This window comes from Devosia ginsengisoli (genome assembly GCF_024707105.1).
In the GTDB taxonomy this organism is placed as follows: Bacteria; Pseudomonadota; Alphaproteobacteria; order Rhizobiales; family Devosiaceae; genus Devosia; species Devosia ginsengisoli_A.
This window is the reverse complement of the sequence record NZ_JANQAJ010000002.1, coordinates 64,816-88,690: the sequence shown is the minus strand read 5'-3', so window position 1 is coordinate 88,690 and position 23,875 is coordinate 64,816. Positions and strand designations below refer to the sequence as shown.

Below are 23,875 nucleotides of genomic sequence, written 5' to 3'. Positions count from 1 at the left end.
ATGCTCGATCCCCTTACTCTCCTCGCACTTGCCGGCGCCGGCATGCTGGCTGGTTTCGTCGATGCGATAGCCGGCGGTGGCGGGATGATCGGTGTGCCCGCGCTGCTCTCGGCCGGCCTGCCGCCGGTCGCCGCGCTTGCTACCAACAAGATGCAGTCGGTGGTCGGCACCGCCATGGCCGCCGCGACCTATTGGCGCCGCGGTTTCATCTCCCTCAAGGCGCTGCTTCCTGCCCTTATCCTGACCTATGCCGGCAGCCTCGTCGGGGCTCTGGTCGTCAGGCAGATTGATATCACCCTGCTCGATGTCGCCGTGCCGGTGGCGCTGATCGGCATCGCGCTCTATTTCCTGTTCGCGCCCAACCTGTCCGACGCCGACAAGGCCGCCCGGCTGCCCTTCGGGCTTTTCGTCCCGGTCATGGGCCTGCTCATCGGCTTCTATGACGGCATTTTCGGGCCAGGCACCGGCTCGTTCTTCACCATCGGCTTCGTCATGCTGTTCGGCCTCGGGCTCACCCGCGCCTCGGGCAATACCAAGATCCTCAACCTGGTATCGAACCTGGCGGCGCTGACCATCTTCATTCCGGCCGGCGACGTGGTGTGGCCCGCCGCCATCGCCATGGCCATCGGGCAGATTGTCGGCGGCTATATCGGTGCGCGCACCGGCATCCGTTACGGCGCGAAGGTCATCCGCCCGTTGGTGGTCGTGGTGTCGATCGCCCTGGCCTTGCGGCTGCTGTTCTTCCGCTAAGCTACAGCGCCGAGCCGAACGCCGATTCGATGGCCCGCTGCGTCGCCGGCCCGAAGCTGCCGTCGATCGTGCCGCTATAGAAGCCGTCGCGCTTCAGCATTTCCTGGATGGCCCGGCGATAATTCGGCGAGGTATCGGCATTGCGGATGTCCTTGAACTCGTCCCAGGCCACCTGCAATCCATTGGTCAGTGCCAGATAGGCCAGCTCCGCCGCCCGCTGCGTATCCTTGCCCACGCCGTCGCCATAGAGATAGCGCAGCGAAAGCGACCAATGCCCGTTGGCTTCGCCGGCATCCGAGGCCTTCTGGTACCAGGCCGTTGCCTCCTCGGCATCCTTGGTCACGCCATCGCCGGCCAGATACATGTCGCCCAGCGCATACATGGCATAGCCATAGCCATTGCCGGCGGCCAGGCGATACCAGTGCAGGGCCTCGGCATAGTTCTGCCGCACCCCGTCGCCGGAATGATACATGCTGCCCACATTGCTCTGCCCGGCGGGCAGTCCGGCCTCGGCCGCCTTCAGATACCAGTCGAAGGCCTTGCTGTAGTCCTGCGCCACGAACTCACCACGGTCATACATCAGCGCCACGCGGTTCATCGCATAGCCATCGCCCGCCTCGGCCGCGAGCGAATACATTTCGAAGGCATATTCGAAGTCGGGGTCCTGCCCGTCTTCCACGAAATAGGCGGCGTCGCCTTCGTCGAGGATTTCCTCGAGATCGTCGGGATCATGAGGGTCGAGTGTATTGCCCTGCGGCTGGGTGACCTCGGGCGTGTTGCCTTTGGTCTTGGTCTTTTGCGCAAAGGCGTCGCCAGCAGTGGTCAGGTTGAACGCCAGCAAAAGAGCCGCAGCTAGAACGATACGCATCGACATTTCGGACCCTCTATCCGTTTTCCTCGGGGGAAAATGAAACGTCGGCATGTTGCTGTCAAATGCCGCGAGGGGCACCCCCTGTTGCGGGGTGTCAGGCCGGGTCGAGCCCTGCCGCGGCGCGCAAGGCGGCGTTGACCCGCTCCTGCCAGCCGGGACCATCCTCCTGGAAATGCTCCAGCACGGCCCGGTCCAGCCGCAACGTCACCATCTCCTTGCCTTCCGGCGGCGTCACCTTCTTCGCCGGTGTTTCCACCGGCTTGCTGGTCGCAGCCTTGAAAGCTGCCTCCGCCTGGTCGAACGCGCTGCCGCGTCGGGGTGTCCGCATCGAATCCTCGCTGGTTTGCCCGGCAATAATACGCCCGCCCGGCCGCCATGCATAAGAAAAAGGCGCAGTGTTTCCACTGCGCCTTTCCACGAAGTTCGTGACTGGGAAGAAACGAACCTCGAAGCCTGTTCTTTTAGGCGGCAACGCCGCCCGGCAGTCGTCTGCCGCGCTCGCGCAGGGCCAGCAATTGGCCCAGCGCGGTTTTAGCGCGTCGGGCCAATTGCGAAACGGCCCGTGAGCGAAAGAAGTCTAAGGCGTCAGCCTTAGAAGTCCATGCCGCCCATGCCGCCCATGCCGCCGCCGCCCGGCATTGCCGGCGCAGCTTCCTTGGGGGCCTCGACGATGAGGGCTTCGGTGGTGATCAGCAGCGAAGCGACCGAAGCCGCATCCTGGAGGGCCGTGCGAACCACCTTCACCGGGTCGATGACGCCGAGGGCGACGAGGTCGCCATATTCACCGGTCGCGGCATTGTAGCCGAAGGTGATCGACGAGTTCTCGAGGATCTTGCCGACGACGACGGAGCCTTCGGCACCGGCATTGTTGGCGATCGTGCGCACCGGCTCCTGCAGAGCGCGGCGAACGATGGCGATGCCGGCGTCCTGGTCGGCATTGGCGCCCTTGACCTTCATGGCGTTCGAAGCGCGCAGCAGCGCAACGCCGCCGCCAGCCACGATGCCTTCTTCAACGGCGGCGCGGGTCGCGTTCAGCGCGTCGTCGACGCGGTCCTTGCGCTCCTTGACTTCGACTTCCGTCGAGCCGCCGACCTTGATCACCGCAACGCCACCGGCGAGCTTGGCCAGGCGTTCCTGCAGCTTTTCCTTGTCGTAGTCCGACGTGGTCTCTTCGATCTGCGCCTTGATCTGGCCAACGCGGCCCTGGATGTCTTCCTGGGTGCCGGCACCATCGACGATCGTGGTGTTTTCCTTGGTGATCTCGACGCGCTTGGCCGTGCCCAGCATGTCGATGGTCACGTTCTCGAGCTTGATGCCGAGATCTTCGGAGATCACCTGGCCACCGGTCAGGATGGCGATGTCTTCGAGCATGGCCTTGCGGCGGTCGCCGAAGCCCGGGGCCTTGACGGCGGCGACCTTGAGGCCGGCGCGCAGGCGGTTGACGACCAGGGTCGGCAGGGCCTCGCCATCGACGTCTTCAGCAATGATCAGCAGCGGGCGCTGCGACTGCACGACCGATTCGAGCAGCGGCAGCAGCGACTGCAGGTTCGAGAGCTTCTTTTCGTGCAGCAGGATCACCGGGTCCTCGAGGACGGCGGTCATCTTCTCGGCATTGGTGACGAAGTAGGGGCTGAGGTAGCCGCGGTCGAACTGCATGCCTTCGACGACATCGAGTTCGGTCTCGGCGGTCTTGGCTTCCTCGACGGTGATGACACCCTCGTTGCCGACCTTCTGCATGGCCTCGGCGATCATGTCGCCAATGGCGGATTCGCCGTTGGCCGAAATGGTGCCGACCTGGGCAACTTCGGACGACGACTTGATCTTGGACGAAGCGGCCTGCAGCGAGGCGACGACTTCTTCGACGGCAAGGTCGATGCCGCGCTTCAGATCCATCGGGTTGAAGCCGGCGGCGACGGCCTTGACGCCTTCGACGACAATGGACTGGCCGAGCACGGTCGCGGTGGTGGTGCCGTCACCGGCAATGTCGTTGGTCTTGGAGGCGACCGAACGCAGCAACTGGGCGCCCAGGTTTTCGAACTTGTCTTCCAGTTCGATTTCCTTGGCGACGGTCACGCCGTCCTTGGTGATGCGCGGGGCGCCGAACGACTTTTCGATCACGACGTTGCGGCCCTTGGGGCCGAGGGTCACCTTCACCGCATTGGCGAGGATGTTGACGCCGCGCAGCATCTTGTCGCGGGCATCGGTAGAGAACTTTACTTCTTTGGCAGCCATGTGAGGCGCTCCTTAAAGAGTGGGTTGAAACGACGAAGGGTGGAGGAAGCCTTAGGCTTCGATCACGCCCATGATGTCGGATTCCTTCATGATCAGCAGGTCTTCGCCGTCGACCTTGACCTCGGTGCCGCTCCACTTGCCGAACAGCACGCGGTCGCCGGCCTTGACGTCTGGCGCGGTGATCTTGCCGTTATCGTCGCGGGCGCCGGGGCCCACAGAGACGATCACGCCCTCGGAGGGCTTTTCCTTGGCGGTGTCGGGGATGATGATCCCGCCTTTGGTCTTTTCTTCGCTGTCGAGGCGACGGACGACCACGCGGTCGTGCAGAGGACGGAAGCCCATGTTTTGCTCCTATGGCAGCATGTTCTAATGCAATTTCTGGCCTGTTAGCACTCACCATTATAGAGTGCTAACAAGGTGATGGGGATATATGGCTGGCCCCCTTGCGAGTCAAGGTCCGGTGAACCGGCTTTCGTTTCGCGCGTTGATCGAGATCGTTCACTTCCCTCATGGCAGGACATCATGACGCGTCAATGTCTGGACAAGGATATCAAGATCAGGCCGGCCAAGGGCCGGGTCCATGTGCTGTTCGACGATGCCGAGATCGGCAGTTCGCTCAATGCGCTCGAACTCGACGAGCCCGGCGCGCCTTTGCGGATCTATCTGCCGCGCGAGGATGTGCGCGAGGATGTTCTGGAACGCTCCGAAACCCGCACCACCTGCCCCTATAAGGGCGAGGTGCATTACTACACGCTCAAGACCCTCACCGCCGATGGCCCCGACCAGGTCTGGTACTATCCCGACCCGTGCCCCCTGGTCGAACCCATCCGCGACCACCTCGCCTTCTGGGGCGACAGGATCGAGTATCGCTATTCCGAGGTGTAGAGGCAGTGACAAAGTGGGGGACTTGTGCGTTGCGCGATCCTCTCACTCGGTGTCATCCCGGCCTTGAGCCGGGACCCATCTCGAGATCGCGCCACAGCCGCAAGGTGGATCGTTCGTCCGCCGGACAAGCCCCTCCATCTCAGGATGGATCCCGGCTCAAGGCCGGGATGACATTGTGGATGCGGCGGGATTGCCGCCTTCCCAAAGGTCGATCTTTTTCGCCCAGCCCCTTCCCCCACGCGCAAACCTCCGGCATAAGGCCAGCATGACCCAGGATAACTCGCTTCAGATCAAGCTGCGCCTCAAGGGCGGCAGCGGCCCGAATGCCAACTGGCATTGGGAAATCCACGACGCCGCCGGCAAGGTGGTCAAGACTGGTTCGGCCGTCGGCCCCGAGCACAAGGCGTTCGCCACCGCGCGCATCGCCAAGGAAAAGCTGGAGCAATCCTCCGGCCGCTGATCCCGGCTGCACCGCGAGACGTCAGTGACCGCCCCCGCATCTGAAGCTGTTGTCGGTTTTGTGCAATATCGCGGCGGACCGCTGCGCGGCGTTACGCTCAAGGTGGCCTCGGTCTGCTGTTTCGTCGTCATGGCGACCCTGCTCAAGGCCACCGAATCCATTCCCTCAGGGGAACTGGTCTTCTTCCGCTGCTTTTTCGCCATCCTGCCGGTCCTGGCCTGGCTCGTCTGGCGCGGCCAGTTGCGCGCGGCGCTGCACACCGCAAATCCCGTCGGCCATGTGGTGCGGGCCATCATCGGCACCTCCTCCATGGGGCTGGGTTTCTTCGCGCTCACTCGCCTGCCGCTGCCCGAGGCCACGGCCATCGGCTATGCCGCGCCGCTGCTGATCGTGGTGTTCAGCGCATTGCTGCTCAAGGAAAGCGTCCACGTCTTCCGCTGGACGGCCGTCCTTCTGGGACTGGTCGGCGTCGTCATCATTCTCTGGCCGCGGCTCACGCTGTTTTCCGGTGGCCAGATGCTCGGCAACAGCGAGGCTATCGGCGCCATGGCGGCCTTCGGCGGCGCCGTCCTTTCGGCCTTCGCCATGATGCAGGTGCGCAAGCTGACGCGGACCGAGCGCACCGAAGCCATCGTGGTCTATTTCTTCATCAGCGCCAGCGTCATGTCGCTGGCCACCATCCCCTTCGGCTGGGCCATGCCCACGCCGGCCCAGGCCGCTTTGCTCATCGGCGCCGGCTTTTTCGGCGGCATCGGCCAGTTGCTGCTGACCGCGTGCTACCGCTATGCCGACATGTCGGTCATCGCGCCCTTCGAATATGTGTCGCTGCTGCTGACCCTGGTCATCGGCTTCGCCGTATTCGGCGACATCCCCACCCTGGCCATGGTCATGGGCGCCGTGATCATCGTCGCCTCCGGCATCGCCGTCATCCTGCGCGAACACTATCTGGGGCTGGACCGGGTAAAGGCACGGGAAGCCAATACGCCTTAGCGTCGGCTGGGCGGCCACGGCACTAAAAGTAGCCCTCATGGTGAGCTCGTCGAACCACGAGGGCGTGGCACAGTAGCTCCACTCGCTCGATCCCATGGTTCGACAAGCTCACCATGAGGTCTTGGAAGGCGCCCCTAGCTGGCCGCCGCCATTTCGGCCCAACCCTGGCGCTTGCGATAGATCGTCGAGGGACTGATCTCCAGCGCCGCCGCCGCGAGCGACACATTGCCCCCGAAACTGGCAATGGCGTCCTCGATGATGCGCTGCTCCTGCTGCCACATCGGCAGGATCGCCGGCCGGCGCTCGATGCGCGGCTGCGGCTCGACCGGTGTCACCACACCGCGCGATTCGATATCGGCCGCGACAAGCATCGGCATGGTAATGTCGCCGCCATCGCACATCACCACCAGCCGCCGCACCAGATTCTGCAATTGCCGCACATTGCCCGGCCATTCGGCCGAGGTCAGCAGGCTTGCGACATCTGGCGCGAAGCCGTTGAAATGCTTGTGTTCCTCGGCGGAATAGCGCGCCAGGAAATGCTGCGCCAGAACCATGATGTCGGTGGGCCGCTGCCGCAGCGGCGGCAGGTGGATGGGCAGCACATGCAGCCGGTAGAACAGATCCTCGCGGAACTTCTTCTCGCTGATCAGTTGCATCGGATTGCGGTTGGTGGCGCAGATGACGCGCACATCCACATGTCGCACACCCGATTCCCCGACGCGGCTCAACGTGCCGGTCTGTAGGAACCGCAGCAGCTTGCTTTGCAGCGACAGGTCCATTTCCCCGATCTCGTCGAGGAACAGCGTGCCGCCATCGGCCAGCTCCGCCGCGCCCTTGCGGTCGTCATGCGCGCCGGTAAAGGCCCCGCGCGCCACGCCGAACAGCTCGCTTTCCATCAGGTCGCGCGGAATCGCCGCGCAGTTGATCGCCACCAGCCGCTTGCCCCGGCGCGGACCTTCTTCATGCAGCGCCTCGGCGCACACATCCTTGCCGGTGCCGCTTTCCCCGGTGATGAAGACCGGCGCCGACGAGGTCGCCACGCGCCCGATCTGCTCATAGACGAATTGCATGGCGCTCGATGCGCCGATGAAGCCGGCATAGTCCGAGCGGCCCTGTGCCTGCGGTTCGATGCTCAGCGACCGGCCCTTGCCGTGCCGCTGCGCCAGCTCGCCGATGCGGGCGGCCATGGCCGGCCCGTTCAGTGGTTTGACCACATAATCATGCGCGCCCGCACGCATCGCCCCGACCGCCGCCGAAACCGAAGCCCCGTCCGAAACGGCCACGAACAGCGCGCCATCGGCCAGGCGCACCAGCCGCGCCACGGCATCATCGCTGCGTTCGCTGAGATCGCGCAGGCAGGAAAGATCGGCCAGTATGATGTCGAAGCCGGTATCGCGCAGCAGCTCGACGGCCTGCTTGCCGCCCATGGCCACGGCGATGCGCATGCGGCCACCCAGGCTCTGGCCCAGAGTCTCGGCCACGACCTGGGCATGCGGCTCATCCCCATCGATCAGCAGCAGCCGCCCATGCGGCTCGCTATCGTTTCGGTTTTGCATCGCCATGCGGCTCGGCCCTCGCGTTCCGATTAGTCTTTGTGCCGGTTGTCCGGCATTGCCGCTCTGTCCCGGTGTTCTGTCGATTGTTCCCCAACAGGGTAAATAAACCGTTCCGGACATTTGCATTTTGCGCGAATGCGATGGAGTTTGCGGCTTGTTTGCGCCGCGTTCTGCCTATTAAGTCTGCCGCATGCAGAGGGTATCAGTTGACGATGGCATCGGGCCAATGGCACGCGGCTTCGCCCAGTCCGGCGTGCGCATCGCCAATGAACGCACGATAATGACGCTGATCGCCCTCAACCCGGGCGCATCCAATGCCGACCTCGCCCGCCTGTCCGGCCTCGGCCCGCAGACCACTTCGCGCATCGTCGTCGATCTTGAAACCCGCGCGCTGGTGCTGCGCGGCGAAGTATTGCGCGGCCGGCGCGGCCAACCGGCGACCCCGCTCTTTCTCAATCCCGATGGCGCCTTTGCCATCGGCGTCGAGATCGGCTGGCGGCATTTCGAAGTCCTGCTGTTCAGAATGGCCGGCCAGACCCTGGCCAGCATCCGCCGCAGCTATGCCTGGCCAGACTTCCACACCATCTTCGTAGATGTCGCGGCCGAAATCGCCACGATCCGCGCCGGCATGACCGAGCAGCAGGCGGGTCGGCTCACCGGCATCGGCCTGGCCACCCCCTCCAATATCGCGCGCCATCTGGGCCGCGTCGGCGCACCCGCCGAACAGGTGGAGCTGTGGCGCACCGCCGACCCGGCCGCGGAACTGGCTCAGGCCATCGACCAGCCGGTCGAATGGTTCAACGATGGCAATGCCGGTTGCTGGGCCGAGTTTCTCTCCCGGCCGGAACCGCGCCCATCGGGCCTGGCCTATTTCCAGGTCGGAACCATGGTGGGGGCGGGCGTCGCCATTGACGGCCAGCTCTGGCAGGGTCGCACCGGTAATGCCGCCAATCTGGGCGCCATCCTGGTGCCCGATATCAAGGGACAGCCCAATTACGTGCATACGATCGCCTCCATACTGGCGCTGCAGCAGCGGCTCGAGGCCGCCGGTACCAGGCTGCCGCCGGGCGATCCGATGAACTGGGACTGGGCTTCGCTCGAGCCGGTGGCGGGCGCCTGGCTGGACGATGCGGGCAGGGCGCTTGCCGGCGCCGTCCTCAATACGCGCGCGGTGATGGAGCTCGATCTTGCCATCATCGATGGCGTCATGCCGCGCCCCGTCGTGCGGCGTCTGTTCGAACGGGTCCAACATCATCTAGCCGCCATGCCCCATTTCCGCACCGACCGGCCTGCAGTGGTCATGGGCCATCTCGGGGGCGGTGCGGCGGCGGCCGGCGCCGCTCAACTGCTGCTGTTCCACCGCTTCTTTTCGCGCGCCTGGAACATTTTCGCCACCTGACCCCCAAATAGGCTTGGGAGAGCCGCGGCTCGGCGCTTTTGCACCCTCTTGTGCGATGCTAAGAGGGTAGGGCCGAATCCCGGCTTCCAGAAGGTTCGCCCGTGCAGGCATTGGTCTACACGTTCATCGCCCTTTCCGCTGCCGCTATTGGCGCCGCAGCCTATTTTGGCCTGACCTTCACGCCGGCCGAGGCCATCCTGGCGGCTGTCGTCTTCGGTTGCGTCTGCGTCGTGCTGCTCGAGCGCACCCTGCGCCAGCGCGCCGAAAACCGGCTCGAAAAGGCCATCGAGGACCTGTCCCGCCTGCTCGCCACCGATGCCCAGGCCGGCGCCGTGCTCGGCCAGCGCATCAACGCCATGGCCGATCTCAATGCCGGCGCGCGGCTCGAAGGCGTCGAAGCCGATATTTCCGTGCTCGGCACCGTCATCCGCCAGGTCGCCGAAGCGGTGGCCGAAATGGAAGATCGTGCTGCCAAGCCGGCCGGCCGCGAGCGCATGATCGCCGCCCCCGCACCCCAGCCGGCGGCCCGCGAGCCCGAGCCGATCATCCCGCTCGAAATGCTGCGTCAGGCCATCGCCGAAAACCGGCTGATCTATCACATCCAGCCCGTCGTCACGCTGCCCCAGCGCCGCCCGCAGGGTTATGACCTCGTGCCGCGCCTGATGCTGGAGGATGGCGATCTGGCCGACCGCGCCGATTTCCTGCCCCGTCGCGGCGGCGAGGATGTGCTGCGCCATATCGAAGGCGCCGGACTGGTCGAAGCCATCACCATCTCCCGCCGCTCGCGCACCGGCGGCCAGCCCGTCACGCTCTACATTCCCCTGTCCCGCGCCACGCTCGGCGATTCCACGGCCTCCGAACAACTGATCGTCTCGCTCGAAGCCAACCGCGCTATCGCCGCCGGCCTGATCTTCACCATCAGCGAGACCGACTGGCGCTCCCTCACCACCGGCGAACGCGCCATTGCCGATGCCGTGGCCAGGAAGGGCGCCGGCTTCTCCATCGCCAACGTCAAGTCGCTGCGCGTCGATATTGCCGAACTCGCGGCCCAGGGTGTGCGTTCGCTGCGCATCGATGCCGCCCGCTTCATCGAGGAGCCCGAAGTCTTCACCGACTTCCACGCTTCCGATATCGCCAATTACATCGCCCGCTTCGATGTCCGCCTGCTCGGCACCGGCATTGCCAGCGAAAGCCAGATCGTCGAACTGCTCGAAGATGGCATCGCCCTGGTCCAGGGCCCCTACATCGCCGCCCCCGGCCCGGTCCGTCCCGACCTGATGACCGAACCCGCCCGCCAGGCGCCCCAACTGCGCCGGGTCGAGCTTTAGTCGCTGCTCATCCGGCAGCCCTCATGGTGAGCCTGTCGAACCACGAGGGCGTGGCACTGGCGTTTCCAGCGCCTCCGCCAGGTGCGTATGATACCAATGCACATGTCCGTTTCCCCTTGATCCGCACCCCAAGCTGCCACATAGAACGCCCATCCTGTTTGCATCGGAATATCGCGATGACCAGCCCGCTGCCTTCCATCTCCGGCCTAGCCGACCTCGCCGGCCGCTACGATGCCGTGCTGAGCGATGTGTGGGGCGTCGTCCATAACGGCGTCGAGGCCTTCCCCAGTGCGGTCGAGGCGCTGGCCGATTTCCGCAAATCCGGTGGCAAGGTGGTGTTCATCACCAATGCCCCGCGCCCCTCAGGCCCCATCATCGCCATGCTCGATCGCCTCGGCGTCCATCGCGGCGCCTATGACGCCATCGTCTCCTCGGGCGATGCCACCCGCTCGATGATCGCCAAATATCGCGGCAAGGCCATCCACCATGTCGGCCCCGCCACCGACGATGACTCGCTCTATGAAGGCCTGGGCGTGCGCCGGGCCGGCCCCGACGAGGCCGAAGCCATCATCGTCACCGATCTCGATACCGATGACGACACGCCCGAAATGTACCGCGAGCGCGCAAAACTCTGGCTCGCCCGCAAGCTGCCCATGATCTGCGCCAATCCCGACCGCGTGGTCGAGCATGGCGACAAGATCATCTATTGCGGCGGCGCGCTGGGCGACCTCTACGCCGCCATGGGCGGCATGGTGCTGATGGCCGGCAAACCCTATCAGCCGATCTACGAGGAGGCCTTCCGCCTCGCCGAAGAAGCCGCCGGCAAGCCACTCGACAAATCCCGCGTCCTCGCCATTGGCGATAGCGTGCGCACCGACGCCACGGGCGCGGCTCAGTTCGGCATCGACCTGCTCTTCGTCACCGGCTCCATTCACGCCGCCGAGCTCGATGCCTTCGGCAAGCCCGATCCGCAAGCCATTGCCGATCTCGTCGCACCCAGCCGCGCCCACCTGGCCGGCTTCCTGCCGCGCCTGTCTTGGTAGCCCGATGACCGCATTCATCCGCCTCGATTCTCTCGACGCCGTTCCTGCCGCCCTGCGCGGCGCCTATGTCGCCATCGGCAATTTCGATGGCATGCATCGCGGCCACCAGACCGTGCTGACCAAGCTCAAGGCCCGCGCCGCCGAAGCCGGCGTCCCGGCCATGGTCCTCACCTTCGAGCCCCATCCGCGCGATGTTTTCGCGCCCACGCCCTTTATGTTCCGCCTCACCGATGGCGATGCCAAGGCGCGCCTGGCCGAGGCCCCTCGGGCTCGACGCCATCGCCATCCTCCATTTCGATCGCGCCTTCTCCCAGATCGAGGCCGAGGATTTCGTCTCCCGCTTCCTGATCGAAGCTCTCGATGTCACCGGGGTCATCGTCGGCGCCGATTTCCATTTTGGCCGCCAGCGCCGCGGCACACCGACCTTCCTCAAGGCCGCGGGCGAAGCGCAGGGCTTCGCCGTCGAAACCCTGGACCTGATGGACGAGAGCGACGAGGTCATTTCCTCCTCGCGCATTCGCGCCGCTCTTTCGGAAGGCGCCGTCACCGCCGCCAACCGGCTGCTCGGCTATCACTGGTTTTTCGATGGCTGCGTGGTCAAGGGCGACCAGCGGGGCAGGGAGCTCGGCTACCCCACCGCCAACACCATGACCCATGCCAATTTCCAGCTCGCCCAGGGCGTCTACGCCGTCCGCGCCCGGCTGGGCAGCCGCGTCTTCGACGGCGTCGCCGCCTATGGCAAGCCCATGTTCAATAACCAGCTTCCGCCCTTCGAAACCCACCTCTTCGATTTCGACGAAGATATTTACGGCCAGACCATCACGGTAGCGCTCGTCGCCCATATCCGCGGCCAGGAAGTCTTTTCCGGCCTCGAGCAACTGATATCCGCCATGGACCGCGACAGTCGCAAGGCCCGCGAAGCCCTGGCCAAGGTCGAGCCGCTGAGCGCGCTGGATAAGAAACTGGGTTTTCTGGGGTAGGGCACCTCTTCCCCTCTCCCCTTGCGGGAGAGGGACGGCCTGACGCGTTCAGCGGAAGGCCAGGGTGAGGGGTCCTGCGCCCTCCCATGCTTTCAATGCGGTGGATAGCGCTGTAGCCCCCTCATCCGCCCTTCGGGCACCTTCTCCCGCAAGGGGAGAAGGGAAGAGCCCAAATCACCCTTTGCCCCCTGCGCCTCCCCTTGCTACAACGCGCCGCAAATCCTCCCTTACCGATTGCCGTTTTCATGACCGATACCGCCACGGGCGCCACCGAAACCGATTATTCGGCTACGCTTTTCCTGCCGGAAACCAATTTCCCCATGCGCGCCGGGCTGCCCGAGCGCGAGCCGGGCTGGCTCAAGCGCTGGGAAGAGATGGATATTTATGCCCTGCAGCGCGAGCAGGCCAAGGATCGCCCGCTCTTCACCCTGCATGACGGCCCGCCCTATGCCAATGGCAACATCCATATCGGCCACGCCCTCAACAAGACGCTGAAGGACCTCGTGTCCCGCTCCATGCAGATGCTGGGCTACAATTCGGCCTATGTGCCGGGCTGGGACTGCCACGGCCTGCCCATCGAATGGAAGATCGAGGAACAGTACCGCGCCCGCGGCAAGGACAAGAACGACGTCCCGGTGGTCGAATTCCGCCAGGAATGCCGCACCTTCGCCGAGCAATGGGTCGATATCCAGCGCGAGGAATTCAAGCGCCTCGGCGTGCTCGGAGAATGGGACAATCCCTACCTCACCATGAGCTTCGACGCCGAAGCCCAGATCGCCCGCGAACTGATGAAAGTCGCCAGCACCGGCCAGCTCTATCGCGGCAGTAAGCCGGTGATGTGGTCGGTCGTCGAGCGCACCGCTCTGGCCGAAGCCGAGATCGAATATGCCGATTACGAGAGCGACACGATCTGGGTGAAGTTTCCGGTCAGGGCCGGTCTGCAAGATCATATGCATAAGATGGTCGGCGCCTCGGTTGTCATCTGGACCACCACGCCCTGGACGATCCCTGCCAACCGCGCCATCTCCTTCTCCAGCCGTATCGGATACGGCCTCTACGAAGTCACCGAGGCGCCAGCCGAGAATTGGGCCAAGGTCGGCGACAAGCTGATCCTTGCTGACAACCTCGCTGCCGAAGTCTTCGCCAAGGCCAAGGTTACGGGTTTCGAGAAGCGCGCAACCGTGACGGCCGAGGAGCTGGCCGCGATCACCTGCGCCCATCCGCTGCACGGTTTCGGTGGCGGCTATAACTTCTCGGTTCCCCTGCTAGATGGCGAACACGTCACCGACGATGCCGGCACCGGCTTCGTCCACACCGCGCCCGGCCACGGTCTCGACGACTTCGGCATCTGGATGGATTCAGCCCGTCTGCTGAACGACCGCAAGATCGACACTGCCATCCCCTATGTCGTCGGCGACGACGGCTTCTACACGTCCGAAGCCCCCGGCTTCGACGGCGCTCGCGTCATCGACGACAATGGCAAGAAAGGCGATGCCAACCAGCGCGTCATCACCGCCCTGGCCGAGGCCGGTGCCATGGTCGCGCGCGGCCGCGTCAAGCATCAATATCCCCATTCCTGGCGCTCCAAGAAGCCGGTCATCTTCCGCAACACGCCGCAATGGTTCGTCTACATGGACCGGCCCATCGGTTCTTCCCCTTCTCCCCTCGTGGGAGAAGGTGCCCGAAGGGCGGATGAGGGGGTCTTGCCGGATACGCTGAGAAACCGTGCCTTGCGCGCTATCGACGCCACCAAATTCTATCCCCCCGCCGGCCAGAACCGCCTGCGCGCCATGATCGCTGACCGCCCCGATTGGGTCCTCAGCCGCCAGCGCGCCTGGGGTGTGCCGATCACTGTCTTCGTGGATAAAAAGACCAACGAAATCCTGAAGGATGACGCGGTCAATCACCGCATCGCCCAGTCCTTCGAGGAAGAAGGCGCTGACGCCTGGTACAAGCCCGGCGCCGCCGCCCGCTATCTCGGCGAAGGCCGCAATCCCGATGACTACGAGATGGTCACCGACGTGCTCGATGTCTGGTTCGACAGCGGCACCACCCATTCCTGGGTTTTGCGCAACAAGCAGAAGTGGCCCAATCTCAAATTCCCGGCCTCGATGTATCTCGAAGGCTCCGACCAGCATCGCGGCTGGTTCCATTCCAGCCTGCTCGAATCCTGCGCCACCAACGGCTTCGCCCCCTATGACAGCGTGCTGACGCACGGCTTCACCATGGATGGCGAAGGCCGCAAGATGAGCAAGTCGCTGGGCAATACCGTGGCCCCGCAGGATGTCATCAAGCAGTATGGCGCCGATATCCTGCGCCTCTGGGTCGCTTCGTCCGATTATTCGGAAGACCTGCGCCTGGGCAAGGAGATCATCCAGACCACGGTCGATAGCTACCGCAAGCTGCGCAACACCCTGCGCTGGCTGCTGGGCAACCTCGCCCATTATCAGCCGTCCGATGTCGTCGACTTCCGCGATATGCCCGAGCTCGAGCAGCTCATCCTGCATCGCCTCGCCCAGCTCGATGAGCAGGTCCGCACGGCCTACAAGGAATATGACTATCGCAAGATCGTCACCCTGCTGACCAACTTCATGAATATCGAGCTCTCGGCCTTCTATTTCGACATCCGCAAGGACGCGCTCTATTGCGACCCGATCTCCTCGGTAAAGCGCAAGGCTTCGCTCACGGTGCTCAATCACCTCTTCGATTGCCTCACCGCCTGGCTCGCCCCAATCTTGGTCTTCACCATGGAAGAGGTCTGGCTGGAGCGTCACCCCGAAGCCGGTTCGTCCGTCCACCTGCGCCTCTTCCCCGAAGTGCCGCGCGACTGGCTCAACGACGATCTGGCCGCCAAATGGGTGCTGATCCGCGCCGTGCGCCGCGTCGTCACCGGGGCGCTGGAAATCGAGCGCCGCGAAAAGCGGATCGGTTCGTCCCTGGAAGCCGCGCCAAAGGTGTTCATATCAGACGAGCGCTACCTGACCGCCCTTGAGGGGCAGGACCTCGCCGAAATCGCCATTACTTCGGCTATCGACCTGCTCCCCGGCACCGGCGAGGGCTTCACCCTCGACGACGTTCCCGGTGTCGCGGTCGTTCCGGCTCTGGCCCAGGGCACCCGTTGCGCCCGTTCGTGGAAAATCCTTCCCGAAGTCGGCAGCGACGCGGACTACCCCGACGTCTCCCCGCGCGACGCACAAGCCCTGCGCGAACGCGCCGCGGCGGGGCTGTGATGGCAGAGCAGGGCACTCCCCCTCTCCCCTTGTGGGAGAGGGACAGAAAATCTGCGTTCAGCAGATTTTCGAGGGTGAGGGGTGCTGCGTCATCCCATGCTTCAATGCCGGTGGGGGTACCCCCTCATCCGCCCTTCGGGCACCTTCTCCCACAAGGGGAGAAGGGAAGGGGTGCTGCGTCATGAACCCGCGCTGGGCCAACCCCTCCATCTACACCTCCCTCACCATGGCCGTCCTCGCCTTCGGCATCGACCGCGCCCACAAGGCGTTCCAGGTCTCGTCCGACTGCATCGCCATCGGCGCGGCGCCCTGCGTCGAAATCTTCACCAGCTACGTGCCCTTCGCGATGACCGACTGGCGCGGTGGCGAAATTCTCCGCATCACCGATTTCTTCGACTACGTCCTCGTCTGGAACACCGGCATTTCCTACGGCATGCTCGATGGCTTGCCGGTCTGGGCGCTCGGCCTCGTCATGCTGATCGCCATCGTGGCCCTCTCCATCTGGTGGCTGCGCGCCGATTCAGGCCTGATCCGGCTCGGCCTCGCCTTCTGCATTGGCGGGGCGCTGTCCAACGCCATCGACCGCCTGATCTACGGTGCGGTGGCCGATTTCTTCCACTTCCATTGGGGCACGTGGTCCTTCTACATCTTCAACCTGGCCGACGTCGCCATAACCATCGGCGTCATCCTGCTCATCGCCGATCTCATCGGCCTGGGGCGTCCGCGCAAGCCTGCGGACTAGGGTGCGAACACTTTACAGCCAGAATCTGGTCTTAGAGGCCGGAATGAGTTATAAGCGCCGCCGACATCTCGAAGGACGTTTCATGCGTATTGGATTGACCGGGCAGCATTCTGCTCTTCAGGCAGTCACCCGGACTGGATTGGCGTCGCTGGGTCTGGTGCTGGCGCTTGCGCTGGGTGCCTGCACCACCGTGGAAGGCACCAACGCCCTGACCGATTTCGGCACGTTCGAGCGTGAGGTCATGACGACCACCGCGCGCGGTGTCGGCCTGCTCCCCGGCGAAACGCCCAAGGAAGATATTACCAGCGCGCGTGCACCGCTGGTGCTGCCGGCTTCCGGCCAGGCGTTGCCGCCGCCGGCACCTGAGGCTTCGGTTGCCCAACTGCCCACAAATAGCGACAGCGTCCAGATCGATACCACCAACCTCACCCAGGCCGATATCCAGCGCCTGCGCAATGCCAAGGTCGTGGATTTGACCTCGGTTTCGGGCCGCCCGCTGACCGAGCAGGAAACCCGCACTCTGGTTGCCCGCATGCAGGCCGCCAATGCCGATGTCACCACGGTCAATGGCAAGCGTCCGCTTTACCTGCCGCCCGAGGAATATTTCATCCGCGTCGGCAATGCCGATCTGGTCTGCGCCACGCCATCAGGCGAACTGGTTTCGCTCAACGATCCGAAATGCCCCGAATCGGTGCGCAAGGCCATCCGCTCCACCCTCAATGGGCCTAACAGCTCCACGGCCACCGGCATCTCCGCTCCGGGTGTCGGCCTGTCCGAGAAAGAAACCACGCTCGACTGAAGGTTTCTCGTTTCTGCTCTTGCAAGCGGCCGGATCATCCGGCCGCTTCGCCTTTTCCGCGCCGCCGTTTTCGGTCCCGCATGACATGAAAGTACGCCCTATGAGCGACACCCCAGCCAAACCCTCGACCGGTGACCGGCTCGCCAAGGTCATCGCCCGCTCCGGGCTTTGCTCCCGCCGCGACGCCGAAGTGTGGATCACCGAGGGCCGTGTCATCGTCAACGGCAAGAAGGTGCTGACCCCCGCCTTCAACGTCACCGACCGCGACAAGATCATGGTCGACGGCGCCCCGCTCGCCGCCCGCCAGGGCACCCGCGTCTGGCTCTATCACAAGCCCGCGGGCCTTGTTGTCACCGAGAAGGACCCCGAAGGCCGCGAGACCATTTTCGAGCATCTCGAAACCCACGGCCTGCCGCGTGTCGTCACCGTCGGCCGCCTCGATATCAATACCGAAGGCCTGCTGCTGCTGACCAATGATGGCGGCCTCAAGCGCGTCCTCGAACTGCCCGCCACCGGCTGGCTGCGCCGCTATCGTGTGCGCGCCCACGGCACCGTCACCCAGGCGGCGCTCGACAAGCTCAAGGACGGCATCGAGATCGACGGCATCAAATACGGTTCGATCGAAGCCACGCTGGAGCGCGAACAGGGCGCCAATGTCTGGCTTGTCCTCGCTTTGCGCGAAGGCAAGAACCGCGAGGTCAAGAATGTCCTGGGCGCCCTCGGCCTCGAGGTGAACCGGCTGATCCGCGTCAGCTACGGCCCGTTCCAGCTCGGCGATATTCCCGTGGGCGGCGTCGAAACCATCAAGGCCAAGATGCTGCGCGACCAGCTCGGCAAGAAACTCGCCGATGCCGCCGATGTCGATTTCGACAGCGAAATGCCCGAGGCCAACGCGCTGGAAGGCAAGCCCACGCGCGACCGCCTCACCGGCCGCGGCACCAATACGGTCGAGATCGCCCGCCAGCGTTTCCGCTTCACCGACGGCGCCGAAAAGACCGAGGAAGAACTGCGCGCCGAGCGCCCCCGCCAGGATCGGCCGGGCCGCTTCGACAGCCGCAAGCCCGCGCCCAGGCGCGACGAAGCCCGCGACGACGAATATGCTCCGCCGCCCCGCCGCATCCATTTCGACGAGGAAGGCCGCGCGCCCGAGGAATTCGTCGCCAAGCGCGGCCCCAAATCCTTCGCCCGCCGCGACCCCGACGACCAGCCCGCCAGCACCTTTGGCAAGCGCGCGCCGCGCCTGGCCGGCGGCGGCAAGTCATTCGGCGACAAGAAGCCTTTTGGTGAAAAGAAGAGCTTCGGCGACAAGAAGCCGTTCGAGAAACGGCCCTTTGGCGACAAGCCCCGTGGTCCGCGCCGCGACGATGATCGCCGCCCCGCCGGCGCTGGTGCCGAGCGCCCGCGTAGCGGTCGGGCCGAAGGTGGCCGTCCCCCGCGTGATCGCGAATTCACCGGCACGCCGCGCGGCCCGCGTCGGGGCGAAGCTGCCGCCGAACGTCCAGCCTACGCGCCGCGTCTCCGTCCCGACAGCGAACGCGGCGAAGCCGCCGCCTTCAAGGGCGAGGCCAAGCGCCCCGGCCGCAATTTCTCCGACAAGCCCAAAAGCTTCCGTCCCGACGGCAAGCCCGCCCGTCCCGCCGGCGCGCGCCCGCCCCGTCCCGGCCGCGACGAACTCGGCTCCGAAGCCAAGACCTATGGCAAGCCTCGCATGCGCGCCGATGGCAAGCCCATGCCCAAGCGCAACGGTGCCGCCCCTCAGCGCGCGCCCAAGCCCGGTGGCCGTCCCACCGCCGGGGCAGGGCGCCCCACCGGCCCGCGTCGCCCCAAGGCATAGGCGATGCGTATCGTCGCCGGCAAATTCCGCGGCAAGCAACTGACCTCGCCGTCGGACGAATCCATCCGGCCGACGGCCGACCGCGTGCGCGAATCGATGTTCAACATCCTCGCCAGTCGCCTCGGCCCGGTCTTTTCCGGCATTCGCGTGCTCGATCTGTTCGCCGGCACCGGCGCGCTAGGCCTCGAAGCCCTGTCGCGCGGCGCGGCCCACGTCACCTTCGTCGATACCGGCGCCGAGGCCCGCGGCCTCATCCGCGATCATATCGAAGCCTTCGGGGCAGGGGGCATCACCAAGCTCCTGCGCCGCGACGCCACCGACCTGGGCAAGCCGGGAACCTTCGGTCAGTTCAACCTGGTCTTCCTCGATCCGCCCTATGGCAAGGGCCTGGGCGAACAGGCGCTAGCGAGTATCGCCGCTAATGGCTGGCTGGCGCCCGGCGCCACTATCGTCTTCGAGGAAAGCGTCGATGCGGCGGTGGAAATCCCTGCCGGCTTCACCTTGGGCGACCGCCGCGAATACGGCGCTGCGGCAGTGCATTTCCTGACATTCGGAGAAGAGTCCTAGCGGATCCTTCTAGCCTCCCCTGATAGGGGGAGGAACAGATCGAGTTTGAAGCGCGACCTACGACAGCCACCGGCCGGATTCCTCCCCTTTTCAGGGGGAGGTTAGGAGGGGGGTACTCTTCACGCGGCCGCCTTCAAACACACTGCGCACTTCCCGCGAATCTCCATTGTCGTCCGCTCCACCTTGAAGCCCTTGGCCCCGGCCCAATCCCCCAGCCGCTCCTCGATGACGGCATCGGCGAATTCATCCACCTTGCCGCAGCCCTCGCAGATGGCGAACGCGATCAGCCCCTTGCGGTGGCAATGCTCGTCCGCGCAGGCCACAAACGCATTGAGGCTCTCCAGCCGGTGTGCCAAGCCGCGCTCCACCAGCTTGTCCAGCGCCCGATAGACCTGCAGCGGCGCCCGCAGGCCATCGGCTCGCAGCTTGTCGAGAATGTCATAGGCGCTCAGCGGCCCTGTGGAATGGTTGAGCGCCCCAAGCACCAGCCCCTGATTGCGGGTCAGGTCGCCGGGAACATCGTGACTATGCGCCATGGGTTTCTCTCCTGCCGAACAGCCGCGTGACGGGAACCGTCAGCGATAATAGGAATATGACCAGGGCCATGACCACAATCGAGGGACCGGACGCCGTATCCCACGTTCGTGATCCGAACAGCCCGCCAACCACCGCGATCGCGCCGAGCACCGCCGCCACAACGGCCATCATTTCCGGCGTCGCGCTCAGCCGCCGCGCCGTCGCCGCGGGTATGATCAGCAGCGAAGTGATGAGCAGCACGCCCACCAGCTTCATGGCGATGGCGATGACCGATGCCATCAGGATCATCAGCACCAGCCGGCTCGCCTCCGGCCGCAACCCCTCGGCCTCCGCCAGTTCCGGGCTTACCGTCGATGCCAGCAGCGGCCGCCACGCGAGGATCAGGATGGCGAGAATAGCCACCCCGCCGCCATAGATGATCACGATATCCTCCACCGAAACGGCCAGGATATCCCCGAACAGGAACCCCATCAGGTCGATGCGGACAGTGGTCAAAAAACCCACCAGCACCAGCCCCACCGCTAGCGTCGAATGGCTCAATATGCCCAGCAGGGCATCGGTCGACAGCGTCGCCTGCCGTTGCAGCACGATCAGCGCCCCGGCCACCAGGGCGGCCACCGCGAACACGCCCAGCGTCATGTTCATCGAGAGGATGATGCTGAGCGCCACCCCGAGCAGCGCCGAATGCGCCATCGTATCCCCGAAATAGGCCATCCGCCGCCACACGACGAAACAGCCCAGCGGCCCCGCCACCAGCGCCAGCCCGATGCCGGCGATCAGCGCCCGGGAGAAATAATCACCGAACATGGCTATGCCCCTCATGGTCGTGTCCATCATGCCCGTGCTCATGCCCCTCGGGCACCACGCAGCCATCGTCATGATGCTCGTGGTCGTGATGGTGTTCATAGATCGCCAGCGTATGCGCCGCCCGCTCGCCGAACAGTTTCAGGTACTCCGGGCTCCGTTTCACCGCGCTCGGCGTGCCCCGGCAGCAGACATGCCCGTTGAGGCAGATCACCGTATCGGTCTCGGCCATCACCACATGCAGGTCGTGGCTGATCATGAGAATGCCGCTCCGCGTCGTATCCCGGATCTGCCGCACCAGCTCATACAGCGCCACTTCTCCGGAAAAATCGACGCCCTGCACCGGCTCGTCCAGCACCAGCAGGTCGGGCTTGCGGATCATCGCCCGGGCAAACAGCACGCGCTGGAATTCCCCGCCCGACAGTTCCTGCACTGCCGCCTTGAGCAGCCGCCTTGCCCCCACCGCTTCCAGCGCCGCGTCGATATCGGCAGGCGCATGCCGTCCGGTCAGCGTCATCAGCCGCTCCACCGTCAGCGGCAGCGTCCAGTCGATGCTCAGCTTCTGCGGCACATAGCCGATCTTGAGCCCCGGCTGTCGCGTCACCGTCCCCGTGGTCGGCTTCAACACGCCCGTCGCCAGCTTGGCCGTGGTCGACTTGCCCGACCCGTTCGGCCCGATCAGCGTCACGATCTCGCCACGCGCAATCGTCAGATCCACCCCGCTGACCAATGTCCGCCCGCCACGCGTAACGCCGGCATTGGCGAGGGTGATGAGAATGTCTCTCGGAACTACCGCATTCATAAAACCATCGGCTCCATCGTCTCCCTCCCCTTGTGGGGAGGGATCAAGGGTGGGGGTTGCGAGCCCGGTGAAAAACTCGTCGCCACCCCTTGACCCACTCCAATACGTTATAGCATAACATCGCGGCAAGCGTAATAACATAACATATCACGAGGTTGCCGATGAAACTGCTCGCCCCCTTCGCCCTGCTGACCACCGCGCTCCTCACCACCACGTCCATGGCCGCGCCCAGCGTCGTGGCCTCCATCAAGCCGGTCCATTCGCTCGTCGCCTCAGTCATGGCCGGCGTGGGCGAACCCACCCTCATCGTCAAGGGCTCCGCCTCGCCGCATACCTACGCCCTCAGGCCCTCCGATGCCGGCGCCCTCGAAGCCGCCAATATCGTGTTCTGGACCGGCCACGGCATGGAACTCTTCCTCGGCGACGCCCTCGGTACCCTCGCCACCGGCGCCACCGTGGTCGAACTCGCCGATTCCCCCGGCCTCACCCTGCTTCCCGTTCGCGAAGGCGGTGCCTTCGAGGCCCATTCCCATGCAGGCGAGGATCACGATCACGAGGGCCATGACCATGATCATGACCACGAAGAAGACCACGATCACGCCCATGACGAGCATGGCGAAGGCGACATGCATTTCTGGCTCGATCCGGAAAATGCCAAGCTGATGGTCACCCAGATCGCCACCACCCTGGCCGAGGCCGACCCCGACAACGCCACCATCTACCAGGCCAATGCCGAAGCCGAGCTGGTCAAGCTCGACGAGCTCGAAGCCGAACTCGCTACCGTCCTGGCCCCCGTCGCCGACAAGCCCTTCATCGTCTTCCACGATGCCTATCAATATTTCGAAGCTCGTTTCGGCCTGACCCTGGCCGGCTCGGTCACCGTCACGCCCGATGTCATGCCCGGCGCCGCCCGCATTGACGAGCTCAAGGCCAAGGTCGCCGAACTCGGCGCCACCTGCGTCTTCGCCGAACCCAATTTCGAACCCACCATCATCGCCGCCATCACCGAAGGCAGCCCCGCCAAGTCCGGCACCCTGGACCCCGAAGGCGGCGCCCTCACCGAAGGCGTCGACCTCTATCCCAACCTCCTGCGCGGCCTCGCCACCAACCTGGTGGATTGCTTGGACTAGCTCTCACAGCGCCCCCACCCACCGCCAGTCACCCTCGGCTCAAGCCGAGCGTGACGATCCGGGTGCAAGCAACATGTTGCCCATCCCCGATCTGTTCCTCCCCCTATCAGGGGGAGGCTAGGAGGGGGTATCCACCAGGCCGCTACTTCAGCGGCCCCTTGAAAATGAAGAACGCCCCCAGCGCGATCATGGCGAAGCCGATGCCGTGGTTCCAGGTGAACTTCTCGCCCAGATAGAACACCGCGAACAGCACGAAGACCGAGAGCGAAATCACTTCCTGGATGGTCTTGAGCTCGGCCCCGGAATAGGTGCCATAGCCGATCCGGTTGGCCGGCACGGCCAGCCAGTATTCGAAAAAGGCGATGCCCCAACTCGCCAGCACCACCACCCACAGGGCCACGCCGGGAAATTTCAGGTGCCCATACCAGGCGAAGGTCATGAAGAGATTGGACGCGATCAGCAGCCCGATGGGCGCCAGCGTGGCGACATTGAAGCCCAAGGCTTCCTCCGAAAACGGAAAACCGGGTCCATCCCGGCCGCGCCTTTTACCGGTCCCCGCGCTTCTGCGAAAGCAGGATTCTGCGCCCGCCCGCCATCCTGCTCAGCGCAGGTGCTTGGTTGGCTGCTCCAGCCCGAAAATGTCGTCTGTCAGGCTGTCCATCCGCTCGCGGATCAGAGCTTGCGCGTCATAGATGCCGCGGTTGTAGAAATAGGCGCCCATCTTGTCGACGAAGAACATCATCAGCATTTCCGCCGGAATCGCGCCGATCTGCTGGTCCAGTTCCTCACGGAAATAGTCCTGGATTTCCCCGACAATGGCCTTGGTTTCTTCCTTGTCGAACTTGATCGGCTTCATGGCGGCGTCTCCTTCAGGTCCCGTTCATAGCGCGAGTCGCTGATTGCGGGTGGCAGCCCGTCAGGGCAAACTGAGCCATC

The 23,875-nt window shown here is 64.7% G+C and carries 24 protein-coding genes and 1 pseudogene; 15 read left to right on the top strand and 10 right to left on the bottom strand.

Annotated features, from left to right (window positions below):
- Entirely contained in the window at window positions 1-750 is a 750-nt protein-coding gene (locus tag NVV79_RS00685; RefSeq protein ID WP_303985248.1) for a TSUP family transporter, read from the top strand.
- A 1-nt stretch (window position 751) separates the two neighbouring features.
- On the opposite strand, the gene NVV79_RS00680 is transcribed toward NVV79_RS00685, so the two are convergent.
- From NVV79_RS00680 to NVV79_RS00665, 4 genes are all read right to left on the bottom strand, one after another.
- Window positions 752-1,624 carry an SEL1-like repeat protein gene (locus NVV79_RS00680; RefSeq protein ID WP_303985246.1) on the bottom strand — a complete coding sequence of 291 codons (873 nt, stop codon included), beginning with the start codon at window positions 1,622-1,624 and terminating at the stop codon, window positions 752-754.
- Between the two features lie 91 nt (window positions 1,625-1,715).
- Window positions 1,716-1,949, bottom strand: a complete 234-nt coding sequence (locus NVV79_RS00675; RefSeq protein WP_303985244.1) for a BrnA antitoxin family protein — start codon at window positions 1,947-1,949, stop codon at window positions 1,716-1,718.
- A 263-nt stretch (window positions 1,950-2,212) separates the two neighbouring features.
- Window positions 2,213-3,853, bottom strand: a complete 1,641-nt coding sequence (gene groL / locus NVV79_RS00670) for a chaperonin GroEL (protein ID WP_303985242.1) — start codon at window positions 3,851-3,853, stop codon at window positions 2,213-2,215.
- Between the two features lie 51 nt (window positions 3,854-3,904).
- Window positions 3,905-4,195, bottom strand: a complete 291-nt coding sequence (locus NVV79_RS00665) for a co-chaperone GroES (RefSeq protein WP_303985240.1) — start codon at window positions 4,193-4,195, stop codon at window positions 3,905-3,907.
- 180 nt (window positions 4,196-4,375) lie between these two features.
- Between NVV79_RS00665 and NVV79_RS00660 the strand changes: the two genes are divergently transcribed.
- From NVV79_RS00660 to NVV79_RS00650, 3 genes are all read left to right on the top strand, one after another.
- Entirely contained in the window at window positions 4,376-4,738 is a 363-nt protein-coding gene (locus NVV79_RS00660) for a DUF427 domain-containing protein (RefSeq protein ID WP_303985238.1), read from the top strand.
- Between the two features lie 265 nt (window positions 4,739-5,003).
- The gene (locus tag NVV79_RS00655) at window positions 5,004-5,198 is read left to right on the top strand and encodes a hypothetical protein (RefSeq protein ID WP_303985236.1); all 195 of its coding nucleotides are present in this window, start codon (window positions 5,004-5,006) and stop codon (window positions 5,196-5,198) included.
- A 24-nt stretch (window positions 5,199-5,222) separates the two neighbouring features.
- Window positions 5,223-6,188, top strand: a complete 966-nt coding sequence (locus tag NVV79_RS00650; protein ID WP_303985234.1) for a DMT family transporter — start codon at window positions 5,223-5,225, stop codon at window positions 6,186-6,188.
- Window positions 6,189-6,322: 134 nt separating this feature from the next.
- On the opposite strand, the gene NVV79_RS00645 is transcribed toward NVV79_RS00650, so the two are convergent.
- On the bottom strand, window positions 6,323-7,750 hold the full coding sequence (locus NVV79_RS00645) for a sigma-54 dependent transcriptional regulator (protein WP_303985232.1): 1,428 nt from the start codon (window positions 7,748-7,750) through the stop codon (window positions 6,323-6,325).
- Window positions 7,751-7,970: 220 nt separating this feature from the next.
- Between NVV79_RS00645 and NVV79_RS00640 the strand changes: the two genes are divergently transcribed.
- The 10 genes and pseudogenes from NVV79_RS00640 to rsmD all read left to right on the top strand — a co-directional run bounded on the left by NVV79_RS00640 (window position 7,971) and on the right by rsmD (window position 19,666).
- Complete coding sequence (locus tag NVV79_RS00640) at window positions 7,971-9,143, top strand: ROK family transcriptional regulator (RefSeq protein ID WP_303985231.1); 1,173 nt, start codon at window positions 7,971-7,973, stop codon at window positions 9,141-9,143.
- Between the two features lie 101 nt (window positions 9,144-9,244).
- Window positions 9,245-10,471: an EAL domain-containing protein gene (locus tag NVV79_RS00635; RefSeq protein ID WP_303985229.1), complete on the top strand. Its 1,227-nt coding sequence runs from the start codon at window positions 9,245-9,247 to the stop codon at window positions 10,469-10,471.
- Window positions 10,472-10,647: 176 nt separating this feature from the next.
- Complete coding sequence (locus NVV79_RS00630) at window positions 10,648-11,514, top strand: TIGR01459 family HAD-type hydrolase (protein ID WP_303985227.1); 867 nt, start codon at window positions 10,648-10,650, stop codon at window positions 11,512-11,514.
- Window positions 11,420-11,713 (top strand): annotated as a pseudogene (locus tag NVV79_RS22475) (hypothetical protein); the annotation flags it as partial. The gene NVV79_RS00630 and the pseudogene NVV79_RS22475, both read left to right, overlap by 95 nt.
- 31 nt (window positions 11,714-11,744) lie before the next feature.
- Entirely contained in the window at window positions 11,745-12,494 is a 750-nt protein-coding gene (gene ribF / locus NVV79_RS00620) for a riboflavin biosynthesis protein RibF (protein WP_303985224.1), read from the top strand.
- A gap of 245 nt (window positions 12,495-12,739) precedes the next feature.
- Window positions 12,740-15,724 carry an isoleucine--tRNA ligase gene (gene ileS / locus NVV79_RS00615; protein WP_303985223.1) on the top strand — a complete coding sequence of 995 codons (2,985 nt, stop codon included), beginning with the start codon at window positions 12,740-12,742 and terminating at the stop codon, window positions 15,722-15,724.
- Window positions 15,725-15,905: 181 nt separating this feature from the next.
- Complete coding sequence (gene lspA, locus NVV79_RS00610; protein ID WP_303985221.1) at window positions 15,906-16,466, top strand: signal peptidase II; 561 nt, start codon at window positions 15,906-15,908, stop codon at window positions 16,464-16,466.
- An 82-nt stretch (window positions 16,467-16,548) separates the two neighbouring features.
- Window positions 16,549-17,265, top strand: coding sequence for a hypothetical protein (locus NVV79_RS00605; RefSeq protein WP_303985219.1), 717 nt, complete (start codon window positions 16,549-16,551; stop codon window positions 17,263-17,265).
- Window positions 17,266-17,365: 100 nt separating this feature from the next.
- Window positions 17,366-19,099: a pseudouridine synthase gene (locus NVV79_RS00600; protein WP_303985217.1), complete on the top strand. Its 1,734-nt coding sequence runs from the start codon at window positions 17,366-17,368 to the stop codon at window positions 19,097-19,099.
- 3 nt (window positions 19,100-19,102) lie between these two features.
- A complete protein-coding gene (gene rsmD / locus NVV79_RS00595) occupies window positions 19,103-19,666 on the top strand; it encodes a 16S rRNA (guanine(966)-N(2))-methyltransferase RsmD (RefSeq protein WP_303985216.1) in 564 nt (187 codons plus the stop codon).
- Between the two features lie 119 nt (window positions 19,667-19,785).
- Here rsmD and NVV79_RS00590 read toward each other — a convergent pair whose 3' ends face one another.
- Genes NVV79_RS00590 through NVV79_RS00580 form a run of 3 tightly spaced genes read right to left on the bottom strand, consistent with a single transcriptional unit; the run spans window position 19,786 to window position 21,809 of the window.
- On the bottom strand, window positions 19,786-20,202 hold the full coding sequence (locus NVV79_RS00590; RefSeq protein WP_303985214.1) for a Fur family transcriptional regulator: 417 nt from the start codon (window positions 20,200-20,202) through the stop codon (window positions 19,786-19,788).
- Entirely contained in the window at window positions 20,192-21,010 is an 819-nt protein-coding gene (locus NVV79_RS00585; RefSeq protein WP_303985299.1) for a metal ABC transporter permease, read from the bottom strand. The genes NVV79_RS00590 and NVV79_RS00585 overlap by 11 nt, the downstream gene beginning before the upstream one ends.
- Complete coding sequence (locus NVV79_RS00580) at window positions 21,000-21,809, bottom strand: metal ABC transporter ATP-binding protein (protein WP_303985212.1); 810 nt, start codon at window positions 21,807-21,809, stop codon at window positions 21,000-21,002. Before NVV79_RS00580 ends, NVV79_RS00585 begins: the two co-directional genes overlap by 11 nt.
- Window positions 21,810-21,970: 161 nt before the next feature.
- Here NVV79_RS00580 and NVV79_RS00575 point away from each other — a divergent pair, with 161 nt between their 5' ends.
- A complete protein-coding gene (locus tag NVV79_RS00575) occupies window positions 21,971-22,939 on the top strand; it encodes a zinc ABC transporter substrate-binding protein (RefSeq protein WP_303985209.1) in 969 nt (322 codons plus the stop codon).
- 142 nt (window positions 22,940-23,081) lie between these two features.
- On the opposite strand, the gene NVV79_RS00570 is transcribed toward NVV79_RS00575, so the two are convergent.
- Entirely contained in the window at window positions 23,082-23,438 is a 357-nt protein-coding gene (locus tag NVV79_RS00570) for a DMT family protein (RefSeq protein ID WP_303985207.1), read from the bottom strand.
- Between the two features lie 102 nt (window positions 23,439-23,540).
- Window positions 23,541-23,795: a DUF2164 domain-containing protein gene (locus tag NVV79_RS00565; RefSeq protein WP_303985205.1), complete on the bottom strand. Its 255-nt coding sequence runs from the start codon at window positions 23,793-23,795 to the stop codon at window positions 23,541-23,543.
- Window positions 23,796-23,875: the final 80 nt, after the last annotated feature.